We start from the raw sequence: 22,441 nt of genomic DNA on the forward strand, positions 1-22,441 counted from the left end.
TGGTATGTATAGTAGCTGGCTATTTTATTTATTGACAAAATCATAGGAGGTAAAGCAAGGGAACATTATTTATATTGTGTACTTCCATTTATAGCTTGGGTAGCTTCGGGAGTATTGAAATTTTTAGTGAATTATCTTCGTTCTGGAAAAGATGCTTTTCGTTTAGTAGGAAATGGTGGATTTCCTAGTACGCATACAACGATTTTATCAAGTATGGTCATGACAATAGGGTTTCATGAAGGTTTTAATACCCCGATGTTTGGAATCGGGATGGCAATTTTAACAATTGTTATCATTGATGCCACAGGACTTCGCCGTACAGTTGGTAAACATGCAAGAATGTTGAATAAACATATAAGTTCGGAAGAAGAAAAATTAAGAGAGCGCCAAGGACATCATTGGCATGAGATTTTTGGTGGACTTGTGTTAGGAACAGTTATTGGGTACGTGGCACATCTAATTATGGTATTTCTACCTTAGAGAGGAGAAGAAGTATTGAGTATTTGGAATGGTTATAAAGGAAAGGGGATATTAGCCCTTGTCCTTTTCATTTTTTATTGGTCATTTTATTTTTTTATCGGTTGGAAAATGGAAAACGACTCTAAGATTTTAACAGCTTCCTGGTATGACATGTATTTTTCTTTTGATCAGGGTTATTACATTTTAAGTTTTTTCTTGGCTAAAATACCAATTGCAGATGAAGTGTTGTTTCGACATCCATTTTTAAATTTTTTAACTGAGGAAATAGCAACAGTGGTATCATCACTAGGTGTAAAAAATGTAGTGCAAGGTATTATATTTTTCCAAGCATTCTTAAGTACGATAAGTGTAGTCATGATTTACATGTTATGTTGTAAAATTTGTAAGAATGTAATTGTTTCTTTCCTATTAGCGGTTATGTACGGATTTTCAGCTACTATGTTAGTTATTACGTGGACACCGGAATCTTTTGTTTATGCCAATTTCACATTGGTACTGATGTGCTTTGTATGTTATCCGTTTATTACAGGAGAAAAAGAAGCGAAAGCAGGATTCAGCGTTGCTAATATGTTATTGGCAATAGGAATAACGGGAGTTACATTAACAAATTCGTTTATGTGGTTTTTAGGTAGTGTAATGAGTTATAAAACATTAAAGAAAAGAATCATTTGGACTGGTATTTCTATCATTGTGGTCGTTCTTCTTTTCGTATTAGTGATTATAGAAAATAACATATCCCTTATTGATGTGATCAATACTAATATTAAATTTACAGAGAAACAAGGTTTTTCAGAGGAATATGTAGGGTCTAAGTATATACTAGCATTTCATTTAGTATTAGGATCTTCATTCATCTTTGGACCATTCTCGGAAGTTACTTTAAGACAAGGTGAGCAATTCGCACAATTAAATATGCTTCCATCGCATACTATGATCGGATGGATTGTGATTGTATCTGTGTATGCTTTTATAATAGTAGCTGTATGGAAAAACTTTAGAAAAGAACCTTTCGTAAGGTTTTTAAGTTTCTGTTTACTATTTAATATTGTTTTACATGGAATTATTGGTTTTGGGGCATCTGAAGCATTTATTTATGGCGCACATATGCTGTTTACAATACCGTTATTATTGGCATATGGTTTTAAAGTGATGAGACGTGTAAAAGTAGTTGCTTTATGTTTAATATTAATATTAATAATTATAAATAATTTTGAAAGTATGCTATATTTTTATCATTTTGCAGTCTCCAATTATTCTTTATAATAAAATAGATTTTTAATAAAAGGGTACTTTAGATAGGATGTCTAAAGTACCCTTTTTCCTATTTCTTAAAAATAGATAAAAAATAATAGCTAGAAGTGAAGCATTTTAGAAAACATATAGTTGTTATGAAAGAGGTCTAAACATGTTTTGAGTACAAAAAGAGTTAGCAAGACATGAAGTGATAATTATTGTACTTAGATATCGCTGTGTGCACATAATTTATGGGGCAGTTCCAGCAATGGGTAGGTAATTCTTATACTTTTCGAGCATTTTGTAGAAGAATAATTTTTTGAATAAAAGGTTGGCTCAAATTTTGGAGATAGCCTTTTTTATTAATATTGTAGGCGTATTTGTTGGTAATTCGATATAACTTCATTTACTACTGTGCTGTTCAAAACGGTGCTAAAAAGTATTTATAAAGAAATCGTATACAAAATCCCATTTAAAGCAAAAGAAGTACGGCCCGTTTCTTCAGAGACAACTAATATAAGTGCATCACTCTTTTCTGATAAGCCAATTGCAGCTCTGTGACGTGTTCCTAGCTCAGGATCAACTTCTGTACTTTTCGTTAAAGGAAGAATATTAGCAGCTGAGACAATATGATTATTTTTTACGAGAACGGCACCGTCATGAAGGGGGTTACCTGGATAAAATATTGATTCGAGTAATGGCGCAGTTAAATGAGCGTTTAATGTCGTTCCAGTTTGAATGAGAGCTTCAAGCGTCTCGTTTCGTTCCACGACGATAAGAGCACCATGTTTTCTGGCGCTTAAATGTTGGATAGCTTTCGTAATAAAAGATGAACTTTCCGTATAAGGTGATAAATATGCCTGAATATAGTATGTAGCTGCTAATGTTTGTACATTTGCTAACATATGATGAATATCTTCCATTTTGCATAAAATACATTCGTCTTCTTTATCGATTGCGTTCCTCATAATTGATAGTTCTTTTTCAGCAATTTCAATCATTTGCTTTGTTTGTATTTTGAGCTCTTCTGACAAGCCCCATTCGTGCATAATCCTCATTCCCTTTAGTGGAGTATTTAACAATAGTGTATACAAATATTCCTAGTAAAATCCTACTAGATTTTATAAAATATTGAGATACAGCATGTTTTTTTCATATAATAAAGGTATGACGAGCGAGAGGAGAGAGAAGAATGAATTGGAAACAAGAATTTAGTCGCTGGCTTTCTTACGCACAATTAGATGCAGAATTAAAAGAACAGCTAGAAAATATGAAGCAAGATGAGAAGAAAATCGAGGATAGCTTTTATAAAAATCTAGAGTTTGGTACAGGTGGTATGCGTGGTGAACTTGGTGCTGGTACGAACCGTTTAAACGTATATACAGTTCGTAAAGCAACAAAAGGATTAGCAAGCTTTATTGAAAAATTAGGTGAGGAAGCGAAAAAACGCGGTGTTGTTGTAGCCTATGATTCTCGTCATAAATCACCTGAGTTCGCAATGGAAGTTGCTGCTACACTTGGGGCACGCGGTATCACAACATATGTGTTTGAAAGCTTACGTCCAACGCCAGTACTTTCTTTCGCAGTTCGTCATTTACATACAGTAAGTGGAATCGTTCTTACGGCAAGCCATAATCCACCTGAATATAACGGATACAAAGTATACGGTGAAGATGGTGGACAGTTACCTCCAAAAGAAGCAGATGAGTTAATTAGCTACGTAAATGCAGTAGAAGATGAATTAACAGTTGAAGTCGCTAATGTAGAGCAATTAAAAGCTGACGGTTTATTACATATTATTGGACAAGAAGTAGATGATGCATATGCTGCAGAATTGAACAATGTCATCATTAATAAAGAAATGGTGGAAAAGGTCGGCAAAGACTTAAAAATCGTCTTTACACCATTACACGGAACATCAAATATTTCTGTACGCCGTGGTTTAAAAGAAGTTGGATTTACAGATGTAACAGTTGTAAAAGAACAAGAGTTACCAGATCCAAACTTCTCTACAGTAAAATCACCGAACCCAGAAGAGCACGCAGCGTTTGAGTATGCAATTCGTGACGGTGAAAAGGTAGGCGCAGATGTATTAATCGCAACTGATCCTGACGCAGACCGCCTTGGTGTAGCAGTGCGTAATCATAATGGTGAGTTCCAAGTATTAACAGGAAACCAAACAGGTGCATTAATGCTTGATTACTTACTATCTCAAAAGAAAGAAAACGGAACGCTTCCAGAGAACGGTGTCGTATTAAAAACAATCGTAACGTCTGAAATTGGTCGTACAATTGCGAAAGCATACGGTTTAGATACAATTGATACGTTAACTGGATTTAAATTTATCGGTGAGAAAATTAGACAGTATGAAGAAAGTGGACAATATGAATTCCAATTCGGTTATGAGGAAAGCTATGGTTATTTAATCCGCCCATTCTGCCGTGATAAAGATGCAGTACAATCTGTTCTATTTGCATGTGAAGTAGCTGCATACTACAAATCACAAGGGAAAACGTTATATGACGGTCTATTAGAAGTATTTGAGAAGTACGGTTTCTTCCGTGAAGACCTTGTATCGTTAACGTTAAAAGGAAAAGATGGAGCTGAAAAAATCCAAGAGATGATGGCAACGTTCCGTGAGAATCCGCCGAAAGAAGTAGCAGGCTTAACAGTCGTAGCAGTGGAAGACTACAAAGCAAGCATCGTTACATCTTTACAAGATGGACATAAAGAAGAGATTCACTTACCGAAATCAAATGTGTTAAAATATCAATTAGAGGATGGTTCATGGTTCTGCCTACGTCCATCTGGAACTGAGCCGAAGATTAAGTTTTACTTTGGTGTAAAAGATAGTTCTTTACAAAATAGTGAACAAAAGTTACTTACTATTAAAGAAGACATTATGAATCGTTTATAATACAAAGTAATTTTAAGTAGTAAGGAACAAAAGGGAGCGAAATCTCCCTTTTGTTTTATGTAGGAAATGCTTGCTATTGATTCCGACAGGAGAGAGGGTATTTTGTGATGAAAAAAGTAAGAAAAGCGATAATCCCAGCAGCTGGATTAGGAACACGTTTTTTACCAGCAACGAAAGCAATGCCGAAAGAAATGTTACCGATAGTAGATAAACCAACAATCCAATACATTGTAGAAGAAGCAGTGAAATCGGGTATCGAAGATATTATTATCGTTACTGGTAAAACAAAGCGTTCTATTGAAGATCATTTTGATAATGCATTTGAACTAGAACAAAACTTATTAGAGAAGAAAAAATATGAGTTGCTTGAAAAAGTACAAGCTTCTTCAAAAATGGTAGATATTCATTACATCCGTCAAAAAGAGCCGAAGGGACTAGGACATGCTGTTTGGTGTGCACGTAAATTCATTGGTGATGAGCCATTTGCAGTGTTACTAGGTGATGATATTGTCCAAGCTGAGAAACCGTGTTTACGTCAATTAATGGATGAGTATGAAAAAACACTTTCTTCTGTTATTGGTGTACAAACTGTTCCGGAGTCGGAAACACATCGCTACGGAATTATCGATCCATTAGAACAAGAAGGTCGTCGTTACCAAGTTCGCAATTTCGTTGAAAAACCAGCACAAGGTACAGCTCCTTCAAACTTAGCGATTATGGGGCGCTACATTTTAACGCCTGAAATCTTTATGTTCTTAGAACAGCAACATGTCGGTGCTGGTGGTGAAATTCAGTTAACAGATGCAATCCAAAGCTTAAATGAAATCCAACGTGTATTTGCCTACGATTTCGAAGGAAAGCGCTACGACGTAGGTGAAAAGCTAGGATTCGTTCAAACGACAATCGAAATGGCCCTGCAACACCCAGAATTACGTGATGACATGGTTGCAATGATGAAGAAAATTTTAGAAGAACAAGCGAATCAAGAGTCATAATAAAAAATGAGTTATTTCAGTATACTGAAATAACTCATTTTTTTATTATGAAATCGTCGAATGAGAATGCTGATAAGCAGAACGACGCACAGCATAATATATGCGAGGTGCGATAATAGCACCGATAATTGTAAATGCAATATCTTTTACTGCAAACCACATCATAATCATCCAAGCAGCTTTATAGCTCATATTACCGCCCATAAAGAGATTGACTGCCCCGTACATGTAAGTAGTACCGATTATATAAGTTAAAATAATTCCTGTGAAAGAGGCAATTGCAAATGTAATGAATGTTGGTCTTTCTTTTTGTTCTACTAGTTTTCCGGATACGTAAGCAACGATAATAAATGCGATAATAAAACCACCAGTAGGATCTAAAAGTGCTCCAAATCCAGCTTTGAAGTTAGCGAAGATTGGTGCGCCGGCTACGCCAACGAGCATATATACAGTCATGGATAAGGCACCAAGTCTACTTCCAAGAAGAAGACCTGCTAAAATTGCGAAAAATGGTTGCATAGATAATGGGATGCCTGCCACTTGAAGGAATGGTGCCCAAGATACAATATTTGCACCGATTGCCATAAGAGCAACGAACATGGCAGCTAATGCTAAATCTAAAACATGAAATCTTCTCACAATGTTAACCTCCTGTTGTTTTTAGGTTAACATTATCGTAGCGAAAATATTTACTTGTTGTCAATCAAAATATTTTGATAAGAAGGCTTTAAATAGTCTCTTAGCAACGTATATGGAATACGAAATTGCGGAATTCCACTTGAATAGGGAGCAATCTCATATAAAGGGAAATAAATGACGAGATTGTCTGGCTCTAAAAAGAAGTGGAATTTTTTCATACTCATTACTTTTTCAGTTGCATCAGGAAAATAAATGCTTTCATTTTGTTTAATTTGTCGTACAATCTCCGCACGGATTACATCTTTATATTTATCCTTTTGTTCAAATAAATCGTCTAAGTGCAGTACCTTTTTTTCGTTTAAATCGAATGTATTTGCCTTCCACGTATAAAGACCGTGTGCTCCGCCAGTATATTGATAGTAATTCACATATAGGCTAAGAAAAGGTGGTTTGTTTAAAGAGACTTTATAATCAACATTTGCTACGTACGGATGAAATGGTGTACTAGATCCTTCTGTCTCTTTATAATATTTTTTTGCTTCTTTTTCTAATTTGTTTTTAAATTTGTCAGTGGATTTTTTGTAGTATAAATTGAGTTTATTTTGAAATTTAGAGTCAGAAAATTTGTGAAAAGAAGGCCTGTTTATTTGATATTCTATATAAGGTTTCTTACCTTTTTGCGTTACAGTCTTAACATCGATTGTCAGGTTAGATGCTTTGGCTGTTATTGCACAATTTGGTACAATAGTCAGCAAGGAGAACATAAGCAGTAATATACAAAATTTCTGTTTCATTTAGGTGAAGCCTCCTTATATAAGTGTTATAAGTAGTTTGAAAATAAATAGGTAAAATTATACATTTAATTAAAGTAAGAGAAGGGGGAAGCGATATGGCAAAAACTTTAATGGATTCACTTGGAATTGAGTTGTTAGAGATGACAGAAGATAAGGTGGTTGCTACGATGCCTGTTGATGAGCGTACGCATCAGCCATTTGGATTTTTACATGGTGGTGCATCGGTTGCATTAGCAGAAACAGTGGCAAGTGTTGGTTCATATAATTTAATTGATCAAGAAAAATGTATTTGTTTCGGATTAGAAATTAATGCGAACCACATTCGCTCAAAGAAAGATGGAATTGTAACAGCGATTGGAACACCAATACATAGAGGACAATCGACAATGGTTTGGGATGTTCGCATTATTGATGAAAATGATGATTTACTATGTATATCAAGATGTACAGTAGCAATTAAAGAAAAACGTGAAAAATAAAAAAGAGGCGCTCTTATGAGCAGCCTCTTTTTCTTATAATTAGAACTGGATTTTCTTCTCTAAGAAACCTTTTAGTTCGCTAATTGGCATACGAACTTGTTCCATTGTGTCACGGTCACGTACTGTAACAGCTTTGTCTTCAACTGAGTCGAAGTCGTATGTGATACAGAATGGTGTACCGATTTCGTCTTGACGACGGTAACGTTTACCGATAGAACCAGTTTCATCAAAGTCTACCATGAAGTCTTTAGCTAATTCTGCGAATACTTCAGTAGCACCTTCAGATAGCTTTTTAGATAATGGTAAGATAGCTGCTTTGTATGGTGCTAAAGCAGGGTGGAAACGAAGAACTGTACGAGAATCGTTTTCTAATTGCTCTTCTTCATATGCATCACATAAGAATGCTAATGTTACGCGGTCTGCGCCTAAAGATGGCTCGATGCAGTATGGTACGTAACGCTCATTCGTTTGTGGATCGATATAGTTAAAGTCTTCGTTTGAGTGTTCCATGTGACGTTTTAAGTCGAAGTCTGTACGAGATGCAACGCCCCAAAGTTCGCCCCAACCGAATGGGAATTTGAATTCAATGTCAGTTGTTGCATTACTGTAGTGAGATAACTCTTCTTCACCGTGGTCACGAAGACGCATGCTCTCTTCAGACATACCAAGTGAAAGTAACCAGTTTTTACAAGTTTCACGCCAGAATGCGAACCACTCTAAGTCTTCACCAGGCTTACAGAAGAATTCAAGTTCCATTTGTTCAAATTCACGTGTACGGAATGTGAAGTTACCAGGTGTGATTTCGTTACGGAAACTCTTACCGATTTGGCCGATACCAAATGGAAGCTTTTTACGCATAGAGCGTTGAACGTTTTTGAAGTTTACGAAAATACCTTGTGCTGTTTCAGGACGAAGGAAGATTTCGTTTGTGCTAGACTCTGTAACACCTTGGAATGTTTTGAACATTAAGTTGAACTGACGGATTTCAGTAAATTCTTCACTACCGCAATCAGGACATTTTACTTCATGTTCTTTCATTAAGTCAGCCATTTGGTCGAAAGTAAGACCGTCAACAACCATTTCGATGCCTTTTGCATCTAAAGCATCCTCAATTAATTTGTCAGCACGGTGACGAGCTTTACATTTTTTACAGTCAATCATTGGATCGTTGAAGTTACCAACGTGACCAGAAGCGATCCAAGTTTTAGGGTTCATTAAAATAGCTGCGTCTAAACCAACGTTGTGTGGAGATTCTTGAATGAATTTTTTCCACCAAGCTTTTTTAACGTTATTTTTTAATTCGATTCCAAGTGGACCGTAATCCCAAGTGTTTGCAAGACCACCGTAAATTTCAGAACCAGGGAAAACAAAACCGCGATGTTTCGCTAAGTTTACAACTTGTTCCATTGAATACATAAGAAAATCCTCCTTTTGAAAGTTAACGTATTGGCGATGACATACTCTGATACTTTGGAAACGGGCAATATATGTTAAAAAGAACATAAAAAAACGCTCATCCCAAGGCTTATTTGCCTAGGGACGAGCGTTTGCCCGCGGTTCCACCCTAGTTGATACACAAAAGGTGCATCCACTTTATCATGTATTGCTCGAGACTGCCGTTTCCTTGCGTCTTCAGGCTTTCACTATCCCTGAATCGCTTTTTATGCAAGTACTTATAAGTCCGTCATCGCTACTTATATTAATAATAATGAACATATTCTAACACGTTCTTTTTTAAATCTCAATAGAGGAACGCGTCTATCTATGATAGAGTCTCGCCTATTTTTTCATTATTTATTCCGTAATTTTGCTTAATATGCTTAATTGCTTCACGCTTACTTAATGGAGCGAGCTCATTGTTTTGCACGTATTCCCAAACTACATCCTGATTTGTTTTTGCATATTCACGAAGGACCCAGCCAATTGCTTTTTGAATGAAAAATTCTTTTGAAGAATGTAGTTGTCCAATAATCCAGAAAAGAAGTTCTTCATCCATCTTTTGTTTATATTTGAGTTGGAATAAAATAGTGGCACGTTGTAACCAAATGTTATCTGATGCAATCCATTTTGGGATATAGGCAGAAATCAATTCTGGATGTTGTAAAAAGATATTACCTAAAAATGTAGGTACGATGCTATCGACAGTGTCCCACCAAGATTTTGTTACAATCAATTCTTCTAAGAAGGGGATATGTGTTTCGTTTATATGCTTTTTATATTTTTGCATAATATCAAGTGCAGCCGCTTGGAATTCACGTTCTGGTAAGTCCCAAAGTTCACGTACGATAATTTGGAAGTCTCTTTTATCTGGGAGAGTATGTATTTGAATGATGTCTTTTAATAATTGGCGTCTTTCCGGTGTTTGAATACCTAGAAATGGGAAGTGATTTTTCATATAACGAGCCATAGGTTCTGCTTTTTCAAGATTTTGATGAGCTGTAAAATGCTCTTGTAATGCTTTTACAAATGGATGCATACGTGTTTCTCCTCTCTTATTCTCTTTCTTCTCTTATTATACAAAGAGTTTGGATAAATTTTAAAACATAACTTGCAATGTAATGAAATATGTTGAAAGTAGAGAGGAGAGGATAAGATGGAGGATCAAGGCGTACTAGCAGGTTTCTTTGCTCTTAGTTTTGCGTTTATTCTTGTTATATTGATTTGGGCAATTATTTCATATTTGTTAACGGCTTTTGCACTTTATTCGATGGCGAAAAATGATGGTGCAACGGACGGGGTGCTTGCGTTTATTCCGTTTTTGAATAGTAAGACGTGGGGGGACTTAGCGAAAGATAAATTACCAGATTTTTTGAAAGAAGAAGCAGGGTGGAAAGTATTCGGCATATATGTTGCATGTTTCATTTTTAATTTCGTACCAATTATAAGTTTACTAGCAACAGCTGTATCGATTGTATTGTCCATTTATCTTATCTACGCTATTTTAGACAGATACGGAACGAACTCTATATTATTTACGATTATTCATGTAATCACATTTTCGGTGTTCTTACCGATTCACTTATTTATTATTCGAAATGAACCGGTGAGATATAAAGAGTAGATTTTTCATTTTTGTTGATAAGTAGCTATAAGTAAAAAAGCGCCCTGATTATCAGAGCGCTTTTTCTACTACATAAGGTAGCGTAAATAAATATAAATGTGAGAAATGATTAATGAAACGATCATAATTGGGAAACCGACTTTTAGGAAGTCCATGTAACTAAATTTATGTCCTTCGCGGCTCGCGATACCTGCAACGATTACGTTAGCAGAAGCTCCGATTAATGTTCCGTTTCCGCCCAGACAAGCACCTAGTGCTAATGCCCACCATAATACATCGATTTGTGCGTCAGATGGTGATAAGCCTAGCCCAACTGCCATATCGTTAATAAGTGGAATCATTGTTGCGACGAATGGGATGTTATCAATTGTTGCAGAGGCGATACCAGATACCCATAAAATAAGGATGGATGCGTAAGAAATATCTCCGCCTGTTATACCAATTACTTTTTGAGCTAACATTTTGATAAGACCGATATCGATAAGTCCTCCAACAAGTACGAATAACCCTGCGAAGAAGAAGATTGTTACCCACTCTACGCTTGCAAATACTTCTTCAATTTCATGCTCTTTCACACCAATTAACATAAGTACAGTAGCACCAGTTAAGGCGATAATAGCAGCATCGATATGGAAAATAGAATGAGTCATGAAACCTACAATCGTAAGTCCAAGTACCGTTAAAGATTTTTTCATTAATACTGGGTCTTTAATGTATTGTTTTTCATCTAAGCTCATTAATTTTTTAACTTGTACAGGATCGGCAATTAATTGTTTGCGATACATGAAGTAAAGTATTATCGCTGTAACTGCAATAATAATAATTACAATGGGTGCTAGATTCAATAGGAAAGCATTGAAGTCTAAATGCTTATTTGCAGAACCAATCATAATGTTAGGTGGATCACCAATTAATGTTGCTGTTCCTCCAATGTTTGAAAAAATAATTTCAGAAAGTAAATAAGGAACAGGATTTACTTGCAGTATGCGCGTAATAGATAAAGTAACTGGAACAACAAGAAGTACAGTTGTAACGTTATCTAAAAATGCGGAGCCAAGCGCGGTAAGTAAGGAAAGTGAAATTAAAATTTTAATTGGATTTCCTTGCGCTCCTTTTGCCGCTTTAATGGCAACGTATTGGAAGACACCTGATTTACTCGTAATGTTCACCAAAATCATCATACCGATGAGTAGCGTAATCGTTCCCCATTCAATATGTTTCGTAAAGGCGTTATGTAAATCGACGACCCCCACAATTACCATGAGTGCTGCACCAAGAAGTGCGATGACAGCGCGATTAATTTTTTCAGAAATAATAATGGCATATGTAATTAAAAAGACTGCGATAGCAAAATAATACTGCCAGTTAGCGAGTTCTTGCGTTGTTTCGTGCAAAAATCTCATCTCCTTTCATTCACTTTTTCTTAGTGTGTCAAAAATGCTCTAGAAGAAACACACATAACGTCATTATAAAGTAGGAAAATGGCGGATGTAAATGAAAGGAGAGATTTTGTCATATTTTCTGCATAGGTCATTTTTTCTTATTTTTTAAAATATTTGTGGGCATTTGACATATATATAAGATACATCCAATCTGAATATTTAAAATGGAATTAGCATTCGAGCTTGTTCGTGTAGGAGTGTCAAATAGAAAGGAATGACAAAAATGATAAGGAAGGGATCGTATGGATGAACAACGATTTTTATTTTTAGATTTTGAGTTTACGATGCCCCAGCATAGAAAGAAACCGAAAGGATTTTTTCCAGAGATTATTGAGGTAGGACTCGTTTCAGTTGCTGGCTGTAAGGTAGAAGATACGTATTCATCACATGTTAGGCCGAAAACATTTCCCTCTTTAACGGATCGATGTAAGAAGTTTTTAGGAATAAAACAAGAAGTCGTGGATAAAGGGATTTCATTTCCTGAACTCGTTAAGAAGCTTTCAGAATACGAAACGAAATGTAAACCGACAATTGTAACGTGGGGAAATATGGATATGAAAGTGCTGAAGCATAATTGTGAAATGGCAGGGATAGCTTTTCCATTCTTCGGACAGTGTCGTGATTTATCGCTTGAGTATAAGAAGTTTTTTGGAGAAAGAAATCAAACAGGATTATGGAAAGCAATTGAGGCGTATGGAAAAGTAGGGACAGGGAAGCATCATTGTGCGCTTGATGATGCAATGACGACGTACAATATTTTTAAACTAGTAGAAAAAGATAAAGAGTATTTAGTAAAACCAGCACCTCCAACATTAGGAGAACTTGTTGATTTTTCAAAAGTGTTAAAGAAAGTGAGCACACAGTAACGACCAAATTGCACATTATGTAATTTGGTCGTTTTGTTTTTTAGAGTTTGTAGTCTTTCTTTAACTGTTCTAATGTTTCTAGACTACGCTCTGCAAAAGGTGAATCATCTTCAGAAAATGAATTCATTTGAGTTTCTAATGCTAATTTTAGTGAATCTGTATAATCCGGAATTTCTCCTTCATATTTCTTCACCATTTGTTCTGGAATGTTCGTTTGCTCACGAAAAGCTAAAGCACGTCTTTCGTGGAAAAATGGTACGTCAGCTTGTTTTACGTTATGTAAGTCACCTTGCACCGGATGTTTTAAAACAGCTAATACTTTTACGACGTAACTGCCAGGGCGGCTATTTGTAACCTCGCCAATGTATTTTCCTGTTTTATAAATACCAGTAACGATTTCACCAATTTCAAATGTTTCTCTCATATTTTTCACCTCAAGTTTATAGTAAGGAAAGTGAGGGAAGGAGTCAAAGAAATCCTTCGTTTTCAGAACGCCCCTTGAGAATATGGGGAGGTTGCACTATAATTTAAAATAATATAACAGAAAATTCTGATGTTTTATAAATCCTATAATAAGGAGTGTTCTATATGATGCCTTTATATTTTCCGGAAGATAAAACAGAATATATTATTCCAGGGATTGTTTGTGTTCTATTTATTATCGGTGCTATTGCCACGTGGCGTATGTTTATTCGTATATCAAAAAGAGAAGCAGACCGATTACAGAAAGTTGAAGAAAAACTATTAGCTGAAAAGAAACAGTAACGCATTTTTGTATGTTTCCCTCTATGCTCGGACAATCTAAGGGCAGAATATATTTTGGAGGGAATAAAATGAAAAAACGGCTTTTTTTCAGTTGTTGTTTATTATTTCTGATGGCAGGTTGTGACCAAGGAAAGCCGAAAGAAATTGAAGTGAAATTACATAATGCCTCAGGAGATGAAGTAGGGACTGCGAAAGTAGTTCAGCAAACAAGTGGAGTGAAAATTACGATTAAAGGGGAAGGTTTCACGCCAGGACCACACGGACTACATGTACATGAAATCGGAGAGTGTAAGGCACCTCGTTTTGAATCATCTGGGAATCATTTTAATCCTGATAATAAAAAGCATGGACTCCTTAATCCGAAGGGTGCAGAAAACGGTGATTTACCGAACATAGTTGCAGATGGTTCTGGAAAGATTAAAGCAGAAATCGATGCACCTCACATTACACTTGAAGAAGGGAAAACGACGATTCATAGAAAAGATGGAGCGTCTATTATTATTACAGAAAACCCTGATGATGGTATGACTCAACCGACAGGTAAATCAGGGGATCGAATTGCTTGTGGCGTAATTGTAAAAAAAGCATCGGATATGAAGAAAAAGTAAAAGCTACCGTGAATGGTAGCTTTCTTTGTGAAATGTAATTGAAAATATATCAGCGATTATTGGAATATATCGACTGTAACTCAAATTATATCGGCGATTATTGGAATATATCGACCGTAACTTGAAATATATCGACTTACCGACAAAATATGACAAAGGAGTCTGCCCCAAGAATGATTCGGGACAGACTCCTTTCTTATTATGAAAACGTATGACGCAGTCTGTTTAAAATTTCTTCTAAAACAGATCGTGGACAGCCGATGTTAATTCGAATATGTTCTTCGCCACCTAACCCGTATTTCTCACCAGGTTCAACGATGATTTTTCCTTTTTCCTCAAGTAGTGCGGTACGCTCGTTTTGAGAAAGCTTTAGACGAGAACAATCAATCCATAATAAAAAGCTACCTTCTGGCTTCGTTACGGAAAGAGCAGGTATGTGAGTTTTAATATATTCACAAGCAAATTGAGCATTATCTTCTATATATAATCGAATTTCGTTTAGCCAATCATTACATTCTGTATAGGCGCTTTGCATCGCTGTATAAGCGAAGATATTTAACCCGTGGAAGCCTTGTCTATACTGGATAGCTGTAAAGGCATGACGGAGCTTTTCGTTTGGAATGATAATGATCGACGCTTGTAATCCAGCGATATTAAATGTTTTACTTGGAGCCATGCAAGTGATAGTGCGCTCTGCTAATTCTTCAGATAAGGAAGCGAACGGTGTATGTGTATGGTCTGCATAAATGATATCGGAATGAATTTCATCCGCCACAACGATTACGTCATATTTAGTACATAACGATCCGAGCTGCACAAGTTCCTCTTTCGTCCAAACGCGTCCGATTGGGTTATGAGGGCTACAAAGAAGCAAGAGTTTGATGCCTTGCTGAAACTGCTTTTCTAAATGCTTGAAGTCTATCACATATGTATCATTTTGTTTCTGTAATGGACTCACGCATAACTGCCTGTTGTTTGTTGTGACCATTTCGAAAAATGGAGGATAAATAGGTGGTTGTACGAGAACAGATTCGTTTTCTTTGGTGAAAGCCTGTATGCTCGTACTAAGAGCTGGAACGATTCCGGCGCTAAAGACAATCCATTCTTTTTGAATATCCCAGTTGTATTGTTGTTTTGTCCAGTTACAAATAATATCTCCAATATTTTCGGGAGGAAGTGTATAGCCAAAAATCGGATGTTCGATTCGTTGTTTTAAGGCAGTTTGAATTGGTTTTGGTACTTCAAAATCCATATCAGCAATCCAAGCATGGATAAGTTCTTCGTTTTTATATGTATCCCATTTTATACTATGCGTTCCACGTCGATTGATTGCTTTATGAAATAGTTGCATAAGTTTGCTCCCTTCTTCTGTAAAACCAATAAGTTATGAAAGTTCTCTCTCTTCTTATAGAATAGCTGATGTGATAGGATAAAGAAAAGTATTAAAAAGTGAAAAGGCGGGAAGCGAATGGGTACATATGAAAAGATGATAGAGGTTGTGAAGAATTGGGATCCGTTTCAAATGGGACCGGAGTTTTATGAAACAGAAGCGAGCGATGTTGTGAGCGTCATAAGTGTGTTTGACGATCCAAAATATATCGCAAAGAAGATTCAACATATATACTTTATGTCTTTCGAGGAAGTACCTGCGCTTGAAAAATGTGAGAAATTAGCTGTGGAATTACTTGTAATAAAAGAAGGCGGAAGCTGTTCATTATAGGCTGTCGGGATTTCCGACAGCCTTTTTTATATTATCCCGCTATTTGCTGGGTAGTAAGACCTTCAACTCAAAATTTAGCGGAAGCAAAGAAGTTAGGTGGAGGCTGATTAAAGTTTCATTTTATTGCGCGGAAAAAGCGATAATTTCTTCATAAACATGTTCAGGCTTTTCTTCAGGTAGTAAATGTCCTGTATTTTCGTAAGAAATAAATTTTGAATTCGGTAAATCTTTGTGTAGACGATGACCTACATGTACAGGGACGACGCGGTCTTTTTCACCCCAAATGAGTAGGATAGGTGTTTCGATTTTTTGTAATTCAGTTGAAGATAAGTCACCTTCACGGTCTCGTATCATGCGAGTTAAAGCGGGAAATATACGGTCGTCATAAAAAGGAGCGGAGTAACCTGTTTTCATTTCATCGTCAATTAATGAGTGATCATGAACGACATTCATTAAGTTATGAACAATGCCGCGCCTTATAATCCAGTTCTTTACGTATAAATGAAAGAACGGTAAATAAGAAGAGTATAGTAAAGGTAAGGTTGCGCGCGCTAAATAGCTCGAGCTACATAGTAAAATCGTCTTTGAAATGAGTTCAGGACGTATACGGTTTACATAGAGAGAAATTTGCCCACCCATAGAATGCCCAACTAATACAATGTTTGAGAGAGATAAATGTTCAATTAAATCAATAATAATCGTTGCTAAATTGTGATAAGAATACTTAAACAGATGAGACTTATCACTTTTTCCGAACGGTGGCAAATCAAGAGCAATGACTGTTCCTTCCTTCGATAGTAAAGGAATTAGACGGCGGTAACTGAATGAGGAAGATAAAAAGCCGTGAACGAGTATGAAAGTAGGACGTTCTGTTTTATTATCATGTTCATACAATTCGTAATGAACAGTAGTGCCGCGAGTGGAAAAAGTGAAATAAGGACAAGTATATTTATGATTCATTTTTTGTCACTCCATTGATTTTTGTTCATATCATCTCCAAGGAAGAAGAAAATATGTTAACAAAAAAAGGCAAGATGACGATGTCATCTTGCCTTTCGTTTATTCAGTATTACCCGCGAACAATATTAGACGGTGTTTTTCCTTGTAACCCTGCAACTAAATTTTCAGCGGCGGTCATGGCCATTTGCTGACGAGTTTTTAATGTTGCAGATCCGATATGTGGTAAAGTCACAACATTTTGTAATGATAAGAGTGGATTATCTTTTTGAATCGGCTCTTGTGTAAATGTATCGATACCTGCTGCAAAGATTTTCTTTTCTGTTAAAGCATGGATTAACGCTTTTTCATCTACTGTTTTGCCGCGAGAAGCATTAATGAAGATTGCTGTGTCTTTCATTAATGAAAATTCCTTTTCTCCGATAAGGTGATATGTTTCATCTGTTAATGGAGTAAGAAGAACAATAAAGTCAGACTGATTCAGTAGCGTCTGTAAATCACAATATGTAGCATCGAATTTTTGTTCAGCTTCTTCTTTACGACGGCGGTTATAGTAAAGAACATTCATATCAAATCCGAATTTTGCTCGTTTTGCAACGGCTTCTCCAATTCGGCCCATACCGATAATACCAATTGTGCTATGGTGTACATCTAGTCCGAAGTGTTCTTTTCCGATTTCAGCGTTCCATTCACCATTTTTCACGTAAGAATCGAGTTCGCAAACGCGGCGCCCAGCTGATAGCATAAGGGCGAAAACGAGATCAGCTACTGTATCATCTAATACGTATGGTGTATTTGTTCCGATAACATTTCGGTTTTTCATCGCTTGTAAATCAAAATTATCGTAACCGACAGAAATGTTGCTCACTACTTTTAAGTTAGGAGCTACTGTCAGTAATTCTTCATTAATAGCAGATCCGAAATTTAATAACCCATCTTTATCTTGTATTTTCTCTAATAGAATATCACGAGGTACTTTCTCATTTTGATCCCATTTTTCATAATCACAGTGTTCTGATAAATAGTTTTCTACAAATGTTGGAACTGGTTCAGCAATATAAACTTTTGGTTTCACGGTTCCATCCCCTTTCGCTTTATCCCGCATTTTTCCGCTGATTAAAGTTTCACTTTATTTTGACATAATTCAATAGAAAAATCTTCTTTTCAAACTGGAGAGGGTATTTGTATAATTTAGACACAAACGAAAAGGAAGGATGATTTATATGGTGACAGAAAAAGAATTAGAATTATTAGCTTGTCTTGAAAAGAGTAGTCGATTATCTGTAGATACATTAGCGAAGCTGTTAAATATAGAAGTAGAAGAAGTAAAGAAGATGGTTGCGAGATTAGAAAATGAAAAGATTATTGTGGATTATGTAACACATATCGATTGGACGAAAGTGAAAGAACATACAGGTTTAACGGCAATGATCGATGTGAAAGTTACGCCAAAGCACGGCGTTGGGTTTGATGCGGTTGCTGAGCAAATTTATCGTTATTCAGAAGTGAAATCCGTTTATTTAATGTCAGGGACATATGATCTTTCTATTACATTAGAAGGGAAAACGATGGGGGAAGTAGCGATGTTTGTTTCTGAGAAATTAGCAACAATTGAATCTGTCGTTTCTACAACTACTCATTTCATTTTGAAGAAGTATAAACATGAGGGTGTTATTTATGAAAAAGACGATGATGATAAGCGAATTGTGGTGACACCATGAAGCAATTTGAACTATCTAGATCAGCAGAATCTTTAAAACCATCTGGTATTCGAAAATTTTTTGATTTAGCAGCAAATATGAAAGGTGTTATTTCCCTCGGGGTAGGAGAGCCAGATTTTGTTACCCCTTGGAATGTAAGGCAAGCATGTATTCGTTCTTTGGAACAAGGGTATACGTCATATACAGCAAATGCAGGATTATTAGAGCTCCGTCAAGAAATAGCAAAGTATCTAAAAAAACAATTTGCAGTATCTTATGACCCAAGTGATGAAATCATTGTTACAGTTGGAGCGAGCCAGGCGTTAGATGTAGCGATGCGCGCCATTATAAATCCTGATGATGAAGTGCTCATTATTGAACCAAGCTTCGTTTCTTATGCACCACTTGTGACATTAGCTGGAGGAGTTCCAGTTCCTGTGGCGACTACTTTAGAAAATGAGTTTAAAGTACTACCAGAACAAATTGAAGCAGCTATTACAGCGAAAACAAAGGCGATTTTGCTTTGTTCACCAAATAACCCGACAGGTGCAATGATAAATAAATCCGAGCTTGAAGAAATAGCAGTGATTGTTGAGAAGTACAATCTAATTGTATTATCTGATGAAATTTATGCAGAGCTTGTATACGACGAAGTATATACAAGTTTCGCGAGTATTAAAAATATGCGTGAGCATACGATTTTAATTTCGGGATTTTCAAAAGGGTTTGCGATGACAGGATGGCGTCTCGGTATGATTGCAGCTCCTGTTCAATTTTCAGAATTAATGCTCAAAATCCATCAGTATTCCATGATGTGTGCACCGACGATGTCTCAGTTCGCAGCACTTGAAGCGTTACGTGCGGGGAATGATGAAGTAATTCGGATGAGAGATAGTTATAAGAAGCGTCGTAACTTCATGACGACATCTTTCAATGAAATGGGCTTAACGTGTCATGTGCCAGGCGGAGCATTTTATGTTTTCCCTTCTATATCTTCAACAGGATTATCTTCAGCGGAATTTGCAGAACAGTTATTGCTGGAAGAAAAAGTGGCTGTTGTCCCTGGTAGCGTATTTGGCGAAAGTGGTGAAGGTTTTATTCGTTGTTCTTATGCAACATCGCTTGAACAACTTATGGAAGCAATGAAGAGAATGGAACGGTTTGTAGAGAATAAAAAAAGGACAAAACGTAATACGTTTTGTCCATAAAAGGGGGGGAATACTAGAAAGCCATGTGTTAGTAGTCTATCCCAATATTGGATAATTATACTTCTTTAAGGGAAATTTTTCATGAATTTTGAATGAGTTCTGTCATAGTGGTATAATTTACTAATATAAGGTATACGCATTCTAGATAACGTTATCTAGAATGCGTACTAACCAATCGGATATTTAAAATAAATATATCTGCTTTGCTCTCTATAATTGTAGAGAGAATGGTAAACGTATGGGAGTGTTTCATATGTCAGAACAATATACAACAGGAGTGGTTGTAACAGGGAAAGTGACTGGAATTCAAGATTACGGTGCGTTTGTAGCGTTAGATGCAGAAACACAAGGGCTTGTGCATATATCTGAAATTACAAATGGATATGTAAAGGATATTCATGACTTTTTAAAGGTCGGCGATACAGTAGAAGTAAAGGTACTTTCAATTGATGAAGAGCACAGAAAAATGAGTTTATCGTTAAAAGCGGCGAAAAGAAAACAAGGAAGGATTCTTATACCGAATCCATCTGAAAACGGATTTAATACGCTGCGAGAAAAGTTGGCAGAATGGATTGAAGAGTCCGAGTTAACAAAGTAAAAGAGGAACGCATATGAGCGTTCCTCTTTTACTTTATCTTATGATATATATTTGCAAATATGATTGCATGCAATCATATTCGTATGTCGGAGGTGAAAGGACATACTGATTATCGAATTTCGTTTGTTTCTGGGTGCGTACCAAGATTTTCAGATGGTTTAAACAGTAAACCAAGGTTGATAAGCCCAGATATACCAACGATGCCGTAAATAATACGTGCAAGAGCTGAATTTTGTCCACCGAAAATGGCTGCTACTAAGTCAAACTGGAAAAACCCGATTAGTCCCCAGTTCACAGCGCCAATTACAGTAAAGACTAATGCGATACGTTGTAAAGTACTCATGAAAAAGCCCCCCCTTAATTGTGAAGCATGAGCAAGCGATGAGTTAATTAACTCTTTTATAGAATGGGGTAGTTATGTTGTTTTTATACATAAAAAATGTTTGAAAGAAGATGTATATACATCTATACCGAAAAATGCGAATTTTTATGCAAAAAATGAACTTTTTCTAAAAAATATATATTGGTTACGTTTACAATGTTTGAATCGCTTGATTTACAACTTCAGTTTCGCTAAAGTGAATACAGAAATACATATCCATAATTGGAGGGAAAAAGATGAGTACACATGTAACGTTCGACTATTCTAAAGCGTTATCCTTCATCGGTGAACATGAAATCACTTATTTACGTGATGCAGTGAAAGTAACACATCACGCAATCCACGAAAAAACTGGAGCTGGGAACGATTTCCTTGGGTGGGTAGACCTTCCGCTTCAATATGACAAAGAAGAATTTGCTCGCATTCAAAAATGCGCAGAAAAAATTAAAAATGACTCTGACATTTTACTTGTTGTAGGTATCGGTGGTTCTTACTTAGGAGCACGTGCAGCAATCGAAATGTTAAACCATTCTTTCTACAACACGCTTTCTAAAGAACAACGTAAAACTCCACAAGTGCTATTTGTTGGACAAAACATTAGCTCCACTTACATGAAAGATTTAATGGACGTATTAGAAGGTAAAGACTTCTCTATTAACGTTATTTCCAAATCAGGTACAACAACAGAGCCAGCACTAGCATTCCGTATCTTCCGTAAGTTATTAGAAGAAAAGTATGGAAAAGAAGAAGCTCGCAAACGTATTTATGCAACTACAGATAAAGCGCGTGGTGCATTAAAAACATTAGCTGATAACGAAGGTTACGAAACATTTGTTATTCCAGATGATGTTGGAGGTCGTTTCTCTGTATTAACGCCAGTTGGTTTATTACCAATCGCAGTAAGTGGCTTAAATATTGAAGAGATGATGAAAGGTGCAGCTGCTGGTCGTGATGACTTCGGAACATCAGAACTAGAAGAAAATCCAGCTTACCAATATGCAGTAGTTCGTAACGCTTTATACAATAAAGGAAAAACAATTGAAATGCTTGTTAACTATGAACCAGCACTTCAATACTTCGCTGAGTGGTGGAAACAGTTATTTGGTGAAAGTGAAGGAAAAGATCAAAAAGGTATTTTCCCATCTTCAGCAAACTTCTCAACTGATTTACACTCATTAGGTCAATACGTTCAAGAAGGTCGTCGTGACTTATTTGAAACAGTCCTTAAAGTAGGTAAATCTACACATGAACTAACAATTGAATCAGAAGAAAACGATTTAGACGGATTAAACTACCTTGCTGGTGAAACTGTAGACTTCGTAAACACAAAAGCATACGAAGGTACATTACTTGCACATAGCGACGGGGGAGTACCAAACTTAATCGTCAATATTCCTGAATTAAATGAGTACACATTCGGTTACCTTGTATACTTCTTCGAAAAAGCATGTGCGATGAGCGGCTACTTATTAGGCGTGAATCCATTTGACCAACCTGGAGTAGAAGCATATAAGAAAAACATGTTTGCTTTACTTGGTAAACCAGGATTTGAAGAATTAAAAGCAGAATTAGAAGAGCGTTTAAAATAATAAAAAGC

The 22,441-nt window shown here is 36.3% G+C and carries 25 protein-coding genes; 14 read left to right on the forward strand and 11 right to left on the reverse strand.

The annotated features are described in order from the left end of the window. The first annotated feature begins 42 nt into the window (after positions 1-42). Complete coding sequence (locus HMPREF1014_RS23470) at positions 43-480, forward strand: divergent PAP2 family protein (RefSeq protein ID WP_043308781.1); 438 nt, start codon at positions 43-45, stop codon at positions 478-480. Positions 481-495: 15 nt separating this feature from the next. Beyond that, positions 496-1,743, forward strand: coding sequence for a DUF6080 domain-containing protein (locus tag HMPREF1014_RS23475; RefSeq protein WP_000029661.1), 1,248 nt, complete (start codon positions 496-498; stop codon positions 1,741-1,743). A gap of 413 nt (positions 1,744-2,156) precedes the next feature. Here the strand turns inward: HMPREF1014_RS23475 and cdaS are convergent, their stop codons facing one another. Beyond that, positions 2,157-2,762: a sporulation-specific diadenylate cyclase CdaS gene (gene cdaS / locus HMPREF1014_RS23480; RefSeq protein ID WP_000545249.1), complete on the reverse strand. Its 606-nt coding sequence runs from the start codon at positions 2,760-2,762 to the stop codon at positions 2,157-2,159. A 143-nt stretch (positions 2,763-2,905) separates the two neighbouring features. Here cdaS and HMPREF1014_RS23485 point away from each other — a divergent pair, with 143 nt between their 5' ends. Next, entirely contained in the window at positions 2,906-4,630 is a 1,725-nt protein-coding gene (locus tag HMPREF1014_RS23485) for a phospho-sugar mutase (protein ID WP_001104226.1), read from the forward strand. Positions 4,631-4,737: 107 nt separating this feature from the next. After that, the gene (galU, locus tag HMPREF1014_RS23490) at positions 4,738-5,625 is read left to right on the forward strand and encodes a UTP--glucose-1-phosphate uridylyltransferase GalU (protein WP_002097988.1); all 888 of its coding nucleotides are present in this window, start codon (positions 4,738-4,740) and stop codon (positions 5,623-5,625) included. A gap of 45 nt (positions 5,626-5,670) precedes the next feature. On the opposite strand, the gene HMPREF1014_RS23495 is transcribed toward galU, so the two are convergent. Both HMPREF1014_RS23495 and HMPREF1014_RS23500 read right to left on the reverse strand, forming a co-directional pair. Then, complete coding sequence (locus HMPREF1014_RS23495; protein ID WP_001252163.1) at positions 5,671-6,264, reverse strand: biotin transporter BioY; 594 nt, start codon at positions 6,262-6,264, stop codon at positions 5,671-5,673. A gap of 50 nt (positions 6,265-6,314) precedes the next feature. After that, positions 6,315-7,058, reverse strand: a complete 744-nt coding sequence (locus HMPREF1014_RS23500) for a DUF3298 and DUF4163 domain-containing protein (RefSeq protein ID WP_000810321.1) — start codon at positions 7,056-7,058, stop codon at positions 6,315-6,317. Positions 7,059-7,153: 95 nt separating this feature from the next. Between HMPREF1014_RS23500 and HMPREF1014_RS23505 the strand changes: the two genes are divergently transcribed. Beyond that, entirely contained in the window at positions 7,154-7,537 is a 384-nt protein-coding gene (locus HMPREF1014_RS23505) for a hotdog fold thioesterase (RefSeq protein WP_001140612.1), read from the forward strand. A gap of 39 nt (positions 7,538-7,576) precedes the next feature. Here the strand turns inward: HMPREF1014_RS23505 and HMPREF1014_RS23510 are convergent, their stop codons facing one another. Together HMPREF1014_RS23510 and HMPREF1014_RS23515 are read right to left on the reverse strand one after the other, a co-directional pair. Continuing rightward, entirely contained in the window at positions 7,577-8,953 is a 1,377-nt protein-coding gene (locus HMPREF1014_RS23510; RefSeq protein WP_000287147.1) for a glycine--tRNA ligase, read from the reverse strand. A 346-nt stretch (positions 8,954-9,299) separates the two neighbouring features. After that, entirely contained in the window at positions 9,300-10,013 is a 714-nt protein-coding gene (locus tag HMPREF1014_RS23515) for a DNA alkylation repair protein (RefSeq protein ID WP_000553303.1), read from the reverse strand. A gap of 117 nt (positions 10,014-10,130) precedes the next feature. On the opposite strand from HMPREF1014_RS23515, the gene HMPREF1014_RS23520 reads away from it, so the two are divergent. Beyond that, complete coding sequence (locus HMPREF1014_RS23520; RefSeq protein WP_000390061.1) at positions 10,131-10,598, forward strand: hypothetical protein; 468 nt, start codon at positions 10,131-10,133, stop codon at positions 10,596-10,598. 68 nt (positions 10,599-10,666) lie between these two features. On the opposite strand, the gene HMPREF1014_RS23525 is transcribed toward HMPREF1014_RS23520, so the two are convergent. Beyond that, positions 10,667-11,992 carry an ArsB/NhaD family transporter gene (locus HMPREF1014_RS23525; RefSeq protein WP_000545231.1) on the reverse strand — a complete coding sequence of 442 codons (1,326 nt, stop codon included), beginning with the start codon at positions 11,990-11,992 and terminating at the stop codon, positions 10,667-10,669. Between the two features lie 290 nt (positions 11,993-12,282). On the opposite strand from HMPREF1014_RS23525, the gene kapD reads away from it, so the two are divergent. Continuing rightward, complete coding sequence (gene kapD / locus HMPREF1014_RS23530; protein WP_000344358.1) at positions 12,283-12,906, forward strand: 3'-5' exonuclease KapD; 624 nt, start codon at positions 12,283-12,285, stop codon at positions 12,904-12,906. Between the two features lie 40 nt (positions 12,907-12,946). On the opposite strand, the gene kapB is transcribed toward kapD, so the two are convergent. Continuing rightward, complete coding sequence (gene kapB, locus HMPREF1014_RS23535; RefSeq protein ID WP_001209340.1) at positions 12,947-13,330, reverse strand: kinase-associated lipoprotein KapB; 384 nt, start codon at positions 13,328-13,330, stop codon at positions 12,947-12,949. A gap of 164 nt (positions 13,331-13,494) precedes the next feature. Between kapB and HMPREF1014_RS31745 the strand changes: the two genes are divergently transcribed. Then, positions 13,495-13,671 carry a hypothetical protein gene (locus HMPREF1014_RS31745; protein ID WP_000982755.1) on the forward strand — a complete coding sequence of 59 codons (177 nt, stop codon included), beginning with the start codon at positions 13,495-13,497 and terminating at the stop codon, positions 13,669-13,671. Positions 13,672-13,739: 68 nt separating this feature from the next. After that, on the forward strand, positions 13,740-14,279 hold the full coding sequence (sodC, locus tag HMPREF1014_RS23545) for a superoxide dismutase [Cu-Zn] (protein ID WP_000746523.1): 540 nt from the start codon (positions 13,740-13,742) through the stop codon (positions 14,277-14,279). Positions 14,280-14,478: 199 nt separating this feature from the next. Here sodC and HMPREF1014_RS23550 read toward each other — a convergent pair whose 3' ends face one another. Then, positions 14,479-15,630, reverse strand: a complete 1,152-nt coding sequence (locus HMPREF1014_RS23550) for a MalY/PatB family protein (protein WP_001175817.1) — start codon at positions 15,628-15,630, stop codon at positions 14,479-14,481. 117 nt (positions 15,631-15,747) lie between these two features. On the opposite strand from HMPREF1014_RS23550, the gene HMPREF1014_RS23555 reads away from it, so the two are divergent. After that, on the forward strand, positions 15,748-15,999 hold the full coding sequence (locus tag HMPREF1014_RS23555; protein ID WP_000537645.1) for a YugE family protein: 252 nt from the start codon (positions 15,748-15,750) through the stop codon (positions 15,997-15,999). Positions 16,000-16,119: 120 nt separating this feature from the next. Here HMPREF1014_RS23555 and HMPREF1014_RS23560 read toward each other — a convergent pair whose 3' ends face one another. Both HMPREF1014_RS23560 and HMPREF1014_RS23565 read right to left on the reverse strand, forming a co-directional pair. Then, entirely contained in the window at positions 16,120-16,959 is an 840-nt protein-coding gene (locus HMPREF1014_RS23560) for an alpha/beta fold hydrolase (protein WP_001015859.1), read from the reverse strand. A 109-nt stretch (positions 16,960-17,068) separates the two neighbouring features. Then, the gene (locus HMPREF1014_RS23565; protein WP_009327529.1) at positions 17,069-18,061 is read right to left on the reverse strand and encodes a 2-hydroxyacid dehydrogenase; all 993 of its coding nucleotides are present in this window, start codon (positions 18,059-18,061) and stop codon (positions 17,069-17,071) included. A 118-nt stretch (positions 18,062-18,179) separates the two neighbouring features. Between HMPREF1014_RS23565 and HMPREF1014_RS23570 the strand changes: the two genes are divergently transcribed. From HMPREF1014_RS23570 to yugI, 3 genes are all read left to right on the forward strand, one after another. Then, positions 18,180-18,677: an Lrp/AsnC family transcriptional regulator gene (locus HMPREF1014_RS23570; RefSeq protein WP_000255696.1), complete on the forward strand. Its 498-nt coding sequence runs from the start codon at positions 18,180-18,182 to the stop codon at positions 18,675-18,677. After that, on the forward strand, positions 18,674-19,864 hold the full coding sequence (locus HMPREF1014_RS23575) for an aminotransferase (RefSeq protein WP_000808522.1): 1,191 nt from the start codon (positions 18,674-18,676) through the stop codon (positions 19,862-19,864). The genes HMPREF1014_RS23570 and HMPREF1014_RS23575 overlap by 4 nt, the downstream gene beginning before the upstream one ends. Positions 19,865-20,117: 253 nt before the next feature. Then, positions 20,118-20,462 (forward strand): S1 domain-containing post-transcriptional regulator GSP13, encoded by a 345-nt coding sequence (yugI, locus tag HMPREF1014_RS23580; RefSeq protein WP_000003764.1) that lies wholly within the window; start codon positions 20,118-20,120, stop codon positions 20,460-20,462. 109 nt (positions 20,463-20,571) lie between these two features. Here yugI and HMPREF1014_RS23585 read toward each other — a convergent pair whose 3' ends face one another. Further along, positions 20,572-20,805, reverse strand: coding sequence for a DUF378 domain-containing protein (locus HMPREF1014_RS23585; protein ID WP_000105788.1), 234 nt, complete (start codon positions 20,803-20,805; stop codon positions 20,572-20,574). A gap of 275 nt (positions 20,806-21,080) precedes the next feature. On the opposite strand from HMPREF1014_RS23585, the gene HMPREF1014_RS23595 reads away from it, so the two are divergent. After that, entirely contained in the window at positions 21,081-22,433 is a 1,353-nt protein-coding gene (locus tag HMPREF1014_RS23595) for a glucose-6-phosphate isomerase (protein WP_000103658.1), read from the forward strand. The last annotated feature ends 8 nt before the right edge of the window (positions 22,434-22,441 follow it).

The organism is Bacillus sp. 7_6_55CFAA_CT2 (assembly GCF_000238655.1).
Classification (GTDB): domain Bacteria; phylum Bacillota; class Bacilli; order Bacillales; family Bacillaceae_G; genus Bacillus_A; species Bacillus_A cereus.

What these genes read in the sequence shown, in the direction of transcription:
- cdaS (WP_000545249.1), bottom strand. Translation starts at nt 2,762, where the DNA reads ATGCACGAATGGGGCTTGTCAGAAGAGCTCAAAATACAAACAAAGCAA.
- HMPREF1014_RS23485 (WP_001104226.1), top strand. Translation starts at nt 2,906, where the DNA reads ATGAATTGGAAACAAGAATTTAGTCGCTGGCTTTCTTACGCACAATTA.
- galU (WP_002097988.1), top strand. Translation starts at nt 4,738, where the DNA reads ATGAAAAAAGTAAGAAAAGCGATAATCCCAGCAGCTGGATTAGGAACA.
- HMPREF1014_RS23500 (WP_000810321.1), bottom strand. Translation starts at nt 7,058, where the DNA reads ATGAAACAGAAATTTTGTATATTACTGCTTATGTTCTCCTTGCTGACT.
- HMPREF1014_RS23505 (WP_001140612.1), top strand. Translation starts at nt 7,154, where the DNA reads ATGGCAAAAACTTTAATGGATTCACTTGGAATTGAGTTGTTAGAGATG.
- HMPREF1014_RS23510 (WP_000287147.1), bottom strand. Translation starts at nt 8,953, where the DNA reads ATGTATTCAATGGAACAAGTTGTAAACTTAGCGAAACATCGCGGTTTT.
- HMPREF1014_RS23515 (WP_000553303.1), bottom strand. Translation starts at nt 10,013, where the DNA reads ATGCATCCATTTGTAAAAGCATTACAAGAGCATTTTACAGCTCATCAA.
- HMPREF1014_RS23520 (WP_000390061.1), top strand. Translation starts at nt 10,131, where the DNA reads ATGGAGGATCAAGGCGTACTAGCAGGTTTCTTTGCTCTTAGTTTTGCG.
- kapD (WP_000344358.1), top strand. Translation starts at nt 12,283, where the DNA reads ATGGATGAACAACGATTTTTATTTTTAGATTTTGAGTTTACGATGCCC.
- kapB (WP_001209340.1), bottom strand. Translation starts at nt 13,330, where the DNA reads ATGAGAGAAACATTTGAAATTGGTGAAATCGTTACTGGTATTTATAAA.
- HMPREF1014_RS31745 (WP_000982755.1), top strand. Translation starts at nt 13,495, where the DNA reads ATGATGCCTTTATATTTTCCGGAAGATAAAACAGAATATATTATTCCA.
- sodC (WP_000746523.1), top strand. Translation starts at nt 13,740, where the DNA reads ATGAAAAAACGGCTTTTTTTCAGTTGTTGTTTATTATTTCTGATGGCA.
- HMPREF1014_RS23550 (WP_001175817.1), bottom strand. Translation starts at nt 15,630, where the DNA reads ATGCAACTATTTCATAAAGCAATCAATCGACGTGGAACGCATAGTATA.
- HMPREF1014_RS23555 (WP_000537645.1), top strand. Translation starts at nt 15,748, where the DNA reads ATGGGTACATATGAAAAGATGATAGAGGTTGTGAAGAATTGGGATCCG.
- HMPREF1014_RS23560 (WP_001015859.1), bottom strand. Translation starts at nt 16,959, where the DNA reads ATGAATCATAAATATACTTGTCCTTATTTCACTTTTTCCACTCGCGGC.
- HMPREF1014_RS23565 (WP_009327529.1), bottom strand. Translation starts at nt 18,061, where the DNA reads ATGCGGGATAAAGCGAAAGGGGATGGAACCGTGAAACCAAAAGTTTAT.
- HMPREF1014_RS23570 (WP_000255696.1), top strand. Translation starts at nt 18,180, where the DNA reads ATGGTGACAGAAAAAGAATTAGAATTATTAGCTTGTCTTGAAAAGAGT.
- HMPREF1014_RS23575 (WP_000808522.1), top strand. Translation starts at nt 18,674, where the DNA reads ATGAAGCAATTTGAACTATCTAGATCAGCAGAATCTTTAAAACCATCT.
- yugI (WP_000003764.1), top strand. Translation starts at nt 20,118, where the DNA reads ATGTCAGAACAATATACAACAGGAGTGGTTGTAACAGGGAAAGTGACT.
- HMPREF1014_RS23585 (WP_000105788.1), bottom strand. Translation starts at nt 20,805, where the DNA reads ATGAGTACTTTACAACGTATCGCATTAGTCTTTACTGTAATTGGCGCT.
- HMPREF1014_RS23595 (WP_000103658.1), top strand. Translation starts at nt 21,081, where the DNA reads ATGAGTACACATGTAACGTTCGACTATTCTAAAGCGTTATCCTTCATC.